7 protein-coding genes and 1 pseudogene are annotated in these 9,082 nt (G+C 64.6%); 5 read left to right on the forward strand and 3 right to left on the reverse strand.

Translation table 11 applies throughout. From position 1 onward, the window contains the following. Positions 1-654: a deoxyribose-phosphate aldolase gene (deoC, locus tag KRX12_RS10795; protein WP_218364404.1), complete on the forward strand. Its 654-nt coding sequence runs from the start codon at positions 1-3 to the stop codon at positions 652-654. Continuing rightward, entirely contained in the window at positions 655-2,292 is a 1,638-nt protein-coding gene (locus KRX12_RS10800; RefSeq protein ID WP_218366622.1) for a phospho-sugar mutase, read from the forward strand. It abuts the gene before it with no gap. 103 nt (positions 2,293-2,395) lie between these two features. Here KRX12_RS10800 and KRX12_RS10805 read toward each other — a convergent pair whose 3' ends face one another. Continuing rightward, on the reverse strand, positions 2,396-3,826 hold the full coding sequence (locus KRX12_RS10805) for a GuaB1 family IMP dehydrogenase-related protein (protein WP_218366623.1): 1,431 nt from the start codon (positions 3,824-3,826) through the stop codon (positions 2,396-2,398). Between the two features lie 130 nt (positions 3,827-3,956). Further along, positions 3,957-4,613, reverse strand: a complete 657-nt coding sequence (locus KRX12_RS10810) for a heme oxygenase (biliverdin-producing) (protein WP_151529837.1) — start codon at positions 4,611-4,613, stop codon at positions 3,957-3,959. 378 nt (positions 4,614-4,991) lie between these two features. Between KRX12_RS10810 and KRX12_RS10815 the strand changes: the two genes are divergently transcribed. Both KRX12_RS10815 and KRX12_RS10820 read left to right on the forward strand, forming a co-directional pair. Further along, positions 4,992-7,715, forward strand: coding sequence for an ATP-dependent Clp protease ATP-binding subunit (locus KRX12_RS10815; protein ID WP_218366624.1), 2,724 nt, complete (start codon positions 4,992-4,994; stop codon positions 7,713-7,715). A gap of 9 nt (positions 7,716-7,724) precedes the next feature. Next, positions 7,725-7,895 (forward strand): DUF4236 domain-containing protein, encoded by a 171-nt coding sequence (locus tag KRX12_RS10820; RefSeq protein ID WP_151529835.1) that lies wholly within the window; start codon positions 7,725-7,727, stop codon positions 7,893-7,895. A 248-nt stretch (positions 7,896-8,143) separates the two neighbouring features. On the opposite strand, the gene KRX12_RS10825 is transcribed toward KRX12_RS10820, so the two are convergent. After that, on the reverse strand, positions 8,144-8,374 hold the full coding sequence (locus tag KRX12_RS10825) for an LPXTG cell wall anchor domain-containing protein (RefSeq protein WP_218364401.1): 231 nt from the start codon (positions 8,372-8,374) through the stop codon (positions 8,144-8,146). Here KRX12_RS10825 and KRX12_RS10975 point away from each other — a divergent pair. Continuing rightward, positions 8,351-9,082: pseudogene (locus KRX12_RS10975) on the forward strand (hypothetical protein); the annotation flags it as partial. The gene KRX12_RS10825 and the pseudogene KRX12_RS10975 sit on opposite strands and share 24 nt — an antisense overlap.

Below are 9,082 nucleotides of genomic sequence, written 5' to 3' on the forward strand. Positions count from 1 at the left end.
ATGAGCTTGAACCGAGCAGAACTCGCCCGCTATATCGACCACACCCTGCTGAAGCCGGAGGCCACCCGCGCCGACTTTGAGGCTCTCGCCGCCGAGGCCGGCGAGCTGGGAGTGTTCTCCATCTGCGTCTCTCCCTCCGAGCTGCCCATCACCGCCCCCGAGGGTGTTGCTGTGGCCACCGTGTGCGGCTTCCCCTCTGGTGCCGTGCAGTCGGAGATCAAGGCCGCCGAGGCCGCGCTATCCGTGCAGCAGGGCGCCGACGAGGTAGACATGGTGATCAACATCGCCGATGCCAAGGAAGGCGACTTCGAGGCCGTGCAGGCCGATATCGCCGCCGTGCGGGCGGCCATCCCGAACGCACTACTCAAGGTAATTATCGAATCCGCAGTGCTCAGCGACGAAGAGATCGTGGGCTGCTGCCAGGCCGCCGAGGCCGCAGGGGCCGACTTTGTGAAAACCTCCACCGGATTCCACCCGGCCGGCGGCGCCAGCGTGGAGGCTGTTCGCCTCATGCGCGAGACCGTAGGCGATCGCCTCGGAGTGAAGGCCTCCGGCGGGATCCGTGATCTCGCCACCGCCCAAGCCATGATCGAGGCTGGGGCCAGCCGTCTCGGCTGCTCCTCCTCCGCCGCCATTCTGAAGGAGTTGGACTAAATGACTATCGATCGTTCCCGGATCGCTCGCTGGATCGAGCACGACCCCGACGAGGCCACCGCCGCCGAGCTGCAGCGCCTGCTCGACGCGGATGATACCGAGGAGCTTGCCGCCCGCTTCGCCGGCCCGCTGGAGTTCGGCACCGCCGGTTTGCGCGGCCGCCTCGAGGGCGGTGAGTCGCGGATGAACGTGGCGACCGTCTCCCGCGCCACCGCCGGCGTGGCCGCATGGCTGAACTCTCAGGTGGAGCGGCCCGTGGTGGTGATCGGCTGCGATGCGCGCTATGGCTCCGCCGATTTCCACCAGGCAGCCGCAGAGATCTTCGCCGCGGCGGGCTGCATCGTGCACCTGATTCCGCCGCAGCTACCCACCCCCTTCACCGCCTTCTGCGTGCGTCACTTCGACGCCGATGCCGGTGTGATGGTGACCGCCTCGCATAATCCGCCTAAGGATAATGGCTACAAGGTTTACCTCGGTGGCCGCGTGGTAGATAGTGACGCCGCCAAGGGCGTGCAGCTGATCAGCCCCGCCGATAAGGAGATCGCGGAGCTTATCGCCGCCGCCCCGGACGCCGATGAGATTCCGCGCCGCAAAGAAAATATCGAGCCGGTGGCCGAATCGGTGCTGGAGGAGTACCTCTCCCGTGCGGTGAGCCTGCGTCGGGGCAGCGGGGAATCCGATCTGCCCATCGTGTTCACCGCCATGCACGGTGTGGGCGGTCGCGTGCTGCAGACCGTGCTCTCCCGCGCGGGATTCAGCGCGGTGACCCCGGTGGCTGAGCAATTCGAGCCCGATCCTGATTTCCCCACCGTGGCCTTCCCCAACCCGGAGGAAGATGGGGCGCTGGATCTGTCCATCGCCACCGCCGAGCGCTCCGGCGCCGAGCTCATCCTCGCCCTCGACCCCGATGCGGATCGCTGCTCCGTGGCCATTCCTACCGCCGAGGGCTGGCGCCAGCTCTCCGGCGATGAGGTGGGCGCCGTACTCGCCGAGGACATCGCCCGCTCCCACGAGGGTGGCGACGCCACGCTCGCGGCATCGATCGTGTCCTCGCGTCTGCTGGGCAAGGTGGCCGAGCGCCACGGCTTGCGCTTCCAGCCCACCCTGACCGGGTTTAAGTGGATCGCCCGCACCCCAGAGATGATCATGGGCTACGAGGAAGCATTGGGCTACTGCACCGATCCGGAGATCGTGCGCGATAAGGATGGCATCACCGCCTGCCTGCGCGTCGCCGACCTGGTGGATCGCCTCCGCGCCGAGGGCAAGAGCTTGCAGGATTTCCTCGACGAGATCGCCGCAGCCTATGGGCTGTATGTCACCTCGCCATTGACCTTCCGCATGTCCGACCCAGCGGCCATCGCCGCCGCCCTGGAACGACTCAAGGCCACCCCGCCGACTACCTTGGCCGGGGCGAGCGTGACGGATTTCTCGGATCTCTCCGCCGGATTCCGCGGGCTGCCGCCCACCACCGGATTCTGGGTGGAAACCGATGGCGGCGATCGCATTGTCGCCCGCCCCTCCGGCACGGAGCCCAAGCTCAAGTGCTATCTCGAGGTGATCGCCTCCGATCGCGCCGCCGCTGAGCAGCGGCTCGAGCAGCTCAAGGAAGAGTTCGCCGCAGCCCTCGGGCTCTCATAACCGCGCCACTGGCGTTTAGTCCGTTTATTTCCGCGATGGCAGCATCCTCTGATGAGGGTGCTGCCATCGTTGTCGTTGTGGGGAGTGTGCAGAGTGGCGGGGTTTAGCCGCGCGAGGAGCGGGGCTTGCCCTCCTGGTAGCCGGCGGCAGATTGAATACCCACCACGGCGCGCTCGTGGAACTCCGGGATCGAGGCGGCACCGGCATAGGTGAAGGAGGAGCGCACACCGCTGATGATGGAATCCACCTGGTCCTCAACCCCGCCGCGGGCAGGATCGAGATAGATACGCGCAGAGGAAATGCCCTCTTCAAACATTTCGCGCCGGGCGCGCTCGAAGGCCTCGGTGCGCTGATTGCGGTTTTCCACCGCCCGGCGTGACGCCATACCGAAGGACTCCTTGTACATGCGCCCATCGGCGTCGTGCATGAGATCGCCCGGGGATTCAAAGGTGCCGGCGAACCACGAACCGATCATCACATTCGAGGCGCCCGCAGCAAGCGCCAGCGCCACATCGCGCGGATCGCGCACCCCGCCATCGGCCCACACATGCGCCCCGAGCTCGCGGGCCGCCGCCGCACATTCGAGCACCGCCGTAAACTGCGGGCGGCCCACGCCCGTCTGCATGCGCGTGGTGCACATCGCGCCTGGGCCCACGCCCACCTTGATAATGTCGGCGCCAGCCGCGACGAGATCGCGTACGCCCTCGGCCGTGACGATATTGCCGGCCACAATCGGCACCCCTGGATCCAGTGCCCGCACCCGCTTTACGGCGGCGATCATGGAATCCTGGTGGCCGTGTGCCGTGTCCACGACCAAGACATCAGCGCCGGCGTCGACAAGCACCCGCACCCGCTGCTCAATATCGCCATTGATGCCGATGGCAGCGCCCACCCGCAGCCGCCCAGAGTCATCCACCGCGGGGGCATAGACCGTGGCGCGCAGCGCGGAGGTGCGGGTCATGATTCCCGCGAGACGACCCTCGCTATCGACCACTGGGGCGAGCTTGCGGGAGGCATCCCGCAGCCGGCTAAAGGCCTCTTGGGGATCAATATCCGTGGGCAGGGTGAGAAGCGAGGTAGCCATGAGTGCGCCTACCTGGGTGAAGTTATCGGCCCCCACGAGGTCCTTTTCCGTAATAAGGCCCACCGGTTTATCCTCCGCCACCACGATGGCGGCGCCATGCGCGCGCTTGTGAATCAGGTTGCGGGCATAGCCCACGGTGTGGTGGGGCTTGACCGTGATAGGGGTGTCGAAGGTGAGGTGGGCATCCTTCACCTTGCGAATCGTCTCCGCGGCAATCTCTGCGGGCACATCCTGCGGCAGGATTGCCAGCCCGCCGCGCCGGGCGATCGTCTCCGCCATGCGGCGACCAGCAACGGCCGTCATATTGGCCACCACGAGCGGGATGGTCGTGCCGGTGCCGTCACTGGTGCTGAGATCAACGTGCATACGCGAGCCCACGGAGGACCGCGAGGGCACCATAAACACGTCGGAGTAGGTCAATTCATGGGTAGGTTCTTCGAGAAAACGCATACCCTGTACTCTACGTGCGGGTCAGGACACTACTCAGTTCTGGCCCGCGGCGCGCGTGCTCGGCGGTGCCACTGTGTGCGGCCGCCTGCGGCGGCGACAGCCAGCACAGGCGCCCGCTACTCAGCAGGGGTTAGATCCCAGTGAGTTCCTTGAGATCACCAAAGACCTCCATATTGTGGCGGAAGGCGCGGGCGGCCTCGTCGAGAACATGCTCGCGCTGCGCCTCGGTGAGCTGCAGATTATCCAGCTTCTCGCGGTAGGAGTCCTTATACTTCTTGGGCTTGTCGATGCCGATGAAGCGGTAGAAGTTCAGCGCCTCCTCATTCACCCCGTAGTGGCGCTTGAGCATCACCGCAATCACCTGGCCGCCCGAGAGATCGCCCAGATAGCGCACATAATGATGCGCGAGAGCCGCCGGTCCATCGGCCAGTGCGCCGATTTCTGCGAGGCGGACGCAATAGCGGGCGGTGGCGGGAAGCATGGTGAGATTCTCCCGCCATGTATCCGAGCCGTGCAGGGCACGCAGATCCTTGCGCAGTTGCGGCAGGCGCATCAGCGTCTCGTCATAGATGAGCGCGAAAATCGGATCATTTTGCAGGCCGCGGCTCATGGACTCCAGAGCGGCATAGAACTGATAGGTCTGCTCCAAGAGGGCGGTGTAGGCGGCGACATCGAGTTCGCCGCCTACTACCTTTTTGATGAACTCAGCGTTTTCCGCCAAGTCGTGGGCCTGGGCGGTAGAGGCCTTCAATGCTAGGGACAAGGGCTCGGCAACAGAGGCAGTCATGAATGTCCTTTCACCAAGGGTGGGGCAGTGGTGAACCCCCACTAGCCCGGCGCGCTGCGCAGCGAGTAGGAGGGAGCTCAACCCCCACACAGAAAATGTTAGAGTGTAGCCTAACCTTATAGTTTTTTGAGGGCAAGGAGCGAGGCGCGTTGAGAATGCCTCGCCCTGCGTGTTCGCTACAGGCGTACACCTTCCACAAGGCGGCCTGAGCAGCACAAACATGCGCAGGGCTGCCGTGGGAGTAGGTGCGGCAGCCGGCGACGGGGATGACCACCGCCGCGCGCGCGTTAGAGTGTGTGTAGCGAATAACACCAGTTGAATGAGCCGGCGCGCGGACTATCGCGCGCGGCTTATGAAGTAAAGGGGACACACAACACTATGTTTGAGAGATTTACGGACCGAGCCCGTCGAGTGATCGTGCTAGCGCAGGACGAAGCTCGCATGCTTAACCACAATTACATTGGCACCGAGCACATCCTGCTCGGTCTTATTAGCGAGGGCGAAGGTGTAGCCGCGAAGGCGCTCGAGTCGATGGGCATCTCTCTCGACGCTGTGCGCCAAGAGGTCGAGGAGATTATCGGCCACGGCACCCAGCAAACCAGTGGGCACATCCCCTTTACTCCACGCGCCAAGAAGGTGTTGGAGCTGTCCTTGCGCGAGGGCCTGCAGATGGGGCACAAATACATCGGCACCGAGTTTTTGCTGCTCGGCCTCATTCGTGAGGGCGAGGGCGTAGCCGCACAGGTGCTGGTGAAGCTCGGCGCGGATCTGCCGCGCGTGCGCCAGCAGGTTATTCAGCTGCTCTCCGGTTATGAGGGCGGCCAGGAAGGATCCGAGGATGAGGGTGGCGCCGCACCTGCCGGTGGCAAGGTGCTCGGCGCCGGTGCGGCCAGCGGCGGCCGCGGTGGCGGTGGCGCTGGGGAGCGTTCTAATTCCCTGGTGTTGGACCAGTTCGGGCGTAACCTCACCCAGGCTGCCAAGGATGGCAAGTTGGATCCCGTGGTGGGCCGTGAGGACGAGATCGAGCGCATTATGCAGGTGTTGTCTCGCCGCACGAAGAATAACCCCGTGCTCATCGGCGAGCCCGGTGTGGGTAAGACCGCCGTGGTGGAGGGACTTGCCCTCGACATCGTTAATGGCAAGGTTCCTGAGACTCTCAAGGATAAGCAGCTCTACTCGCTGGACCTGGGTTCTCTTGTGGCCGGTTCTCGTTACCGCGGTGACTTTGAGGAGCGCCTGAAGAAGGTGCTGAAGGAGATTAACCAGCGCGGCGACATCATTTTGTTCATCGACGAGATTCATACCCTCGTGGGTGCCGGCGCCGCCGAGGGCGCCATCGACGCTGCCTCGCTGCTGAAGCCCAAGTTGGCCCGCGGTGAACTGCAGACCATCGGTGCCACCACCTTGGATGAGTACCGCAAGCACATCGAAAAGGATGCGGCTCTCGAGCGTCGTTTCCAGCCGGTGCAGGTTCCCGAGCCGTCGGTGGAGGACACCATCGAGATCCTCAAGGGGCTGCGTGACCGCTACGAGGCGCACCACCGTGTCTCTATCACCGATAGCGCCCTGTCCGCGGCTGCTAATTTGTCTAACCGCTATATCAACGACCGCTTCTTGCCGGATAAGGCCGTGGATTTGATCGATGAGGCGGGTGCCCGCATGCGCATTAAGCGCATGACCGCCCCCGACTCCATCCGCGAGGTGGATGAGCGTATCGCGAGCGTGCGCCGCGAGAAGGAAGCCGCGATCGACGCCCAGGACTTTGAGAAGGCCGCCGGCCTGCGCGATAAGGAGCGCAAGCTGGGTGAAGAGCGCGCCGAGAAGGAAAAGCAGTGGCGCTCCGGCGACCTCGAGGACATCGCTGAGGTCAGCGAGGAGCAGATCGCGGAGGTACTCGGCCACTGGACCGGCATCCCTGTATTCAAGCTCACCGAAGAGGAATCCGATCGCCTGCTCCACATGGAAGAGGAGCTGCACAAGCGCATCATCGGCCAGGACGATGCCGTGAAGGCAGTCTCTCGTGCCATCCGCCGCACCCGTGCCGGCCTGAAGGATCCGAAGCGCCCCAGCGGTTCGTTCATCTTCGCCGGCCCCTCCGGTGTGGGTAAGACGGAGCTGTCCAAGGCTTTGGCAGAGTTCCTCTTCGGCGAGGAAGACGCCCTCATCCAGATCGATATGGGCGAGTTCCATGACCGCTTCACCGCCTCCCGTCTCTTCGGTGCCCCTCCCGGATATGTGGGCTATGAAGAGGGCGGCCAGCTCACCGAGAAGGTGCGCCGCAAGCCCTTCTCCGTGGTGCTTTTCGACGAGATCGAGAAGGCGCATAAGGAGATCTACAACACCTTGTTGCAGGTTCTCGAGGATGGTCGACTCACCGACGGCCAAGGCCGCGTCGTGGACTTCAAGAACACGGTTTTGATCTTCACCTCGAACCTGGGCACCCAGGACATCTCGAAGCCGGTGGGCTTGGGCTTCACCGGCTCCTCGGAGATGGACCACGAGGCCCAGTATGAGCGGATGAAGCAGAAGGTGGATGATGAGCTGAAGAAGCACTTCCGCCCCGAGTTCCTCAACCGTATTGATTCCACGGTGGTGTTCCATCAGCTCACCCGCGATGAGATCGTGCAGATGGTGGATCTTTTGATTTCCCGCGTGCGGGATGCTCTCGCCGAGAAGGATATGGGCATCGAGCTCACCGATAAGGCCAAGAACCTTTTGGCGAAGCGTGGCTTTGATCCGGTCTTGGGTGCTCGTCCGCTGCGTCGTACCATTCAGCGCGATATCGAGGATGCTCTGTCCGAGCGCATCCTCTTTGGCGAGGTGGGCGCCGGAGAGATCATCACCGTCGATGTCGAGGGCTGGGACGGCGAGTCCAAGAACACCGACGACGCCACCTTCACCTTCACTCCGCGCCCGAAGCCGCTGCCCCAGGAGACTTTCTCCGAGATCTCCCCCGAGGCTGCCGCCGCGATCAAGGAAGTCAGCGACGCCGCCGAGGAGGATGTTCCCGAATCCGATAACACCGTGGTTCCTGCGGCGGATGACGAGGACAGCTCCGATACCAGCGGCGAGGACGATGATTCCCGCGGCGAGAACAACTAGGAGACAAGCATGGGAATCACATTCCGTAAGCGCAAGAAGGTGGGCAAGAACTCGTGGATTAACTTCTCGGGTTCTGGCGCCTCCACCTCCACCAAGGTGGGGCCGGTGACCTTCAACTCTCGCGGTGGTGTGTGGGTGAATCTGCCGGGTGGCCTCACCTACCGCGGCCGCTGGAAGTAGTCCCGCCGCACAGCGCGCACTCCCCACCGAATGGCATAGCCCGTTCGGTGGGGAGTTTTTTAGGCTTATCGACGCCACCCTCTGCCCACCTCACTCGCTGCCCAGAGGTGAGCGGGCAGGGGAGTGGGTGGGCGTATAAGAAAACTGCTCTCCTTCCCCCTGTGACGAGATAAGTAGGGGAGGAGAGCAGTGGTCTAGTGGCAGTGGGAGGCGAATCCCTTTACTGTCCGCGCACTAGCGTGAGGACGCTAGGCGTTCTTCCGGCGCTGAGCGAGGAAGATGGCAGCTGCACCGGTGAGGATCAAACCGAGAGCCATGCCGGTGGTGCTCATCACCGAGGCGCCGGTGTTTGCAAGACCGGAGGAGCCGTGCGAGTGATCAGCATGGGTTCCGCCGTGGGAACCATTGTTGTTGTTCCCAGCAGGAGCCTCGTGGTTGTGATCGTCCGTGGAGCCGTGGCCGTCAGTGGACGGCTTCATGCCGCCATCATTGTCGGTGCTGGGCTTGTGGCCGTCCTCAGGCTTGGTGCCGTTCGAGTCACTGTCGTGACCCGGGGTGTGGTGGTCGCCGGGGGTTTCGGAGTCGCTGCCGTCAGCGTTGCCGTTGTCGGAGTCGGCGCCGTCAGCATCGCCACCGTCGGTGTTGCCGTTATCGGTGTCGCCAGCGTCGCCGTTATCGGTGTCGCCCTCGCCAGCGTCGCCGCCGTCAGCGTCGCCACCGTCGGCATCGCCCTCGCCAGCGTCGCTGCTGTCAGCGTCGCCGGGGGTTTCGGAGTCGCTGCCGTCGGCATCGCCACCGTCGGTGTTGCCGTTGTCAGCGTCGCCAGCGTCGCCCTCGCCAGCGTCGGCATCGCCGTTATCGGTGTCGCCCTCGCCAGCGTCGCCGCCGTCAGCGTCGCCGGGGGTTTCGGAGTCGCCAGCGTCGGCATCGCCCTCGCCAGCGTCGCCGCCGTCAGCGTCGCCGTTATCGGTGTCGCCCTCGCCAGCGTCGCCGCCGTCAGCGTCGCCGCCGTCAGCGTCGCCGCCGTTATCGGTGTCGCCCTCGCCAGCGTCGCCGCCGTCAGTGTCGCCGTTATCGGTGTCGCCCTCGCCAGCGTCGCGGCCGTCAGCGTCGGCGGGGGCGGGGGGGGCGGCGGGGGGGGGGGGGGGGGGGCGGGCGGGGGGGGGGGGGGGGGCGGGGGGGGGGGG

This window comes from Corynebacterium sp. TAE3-ERU2, assembly GCF_019209955.1.
Lineage (GTDB): Bacteria > Actinomycetota > Actinomycetes > Mycobacteriales > Mycobacteriaceae > Corynebacterium > Corynebacterium megadyptis.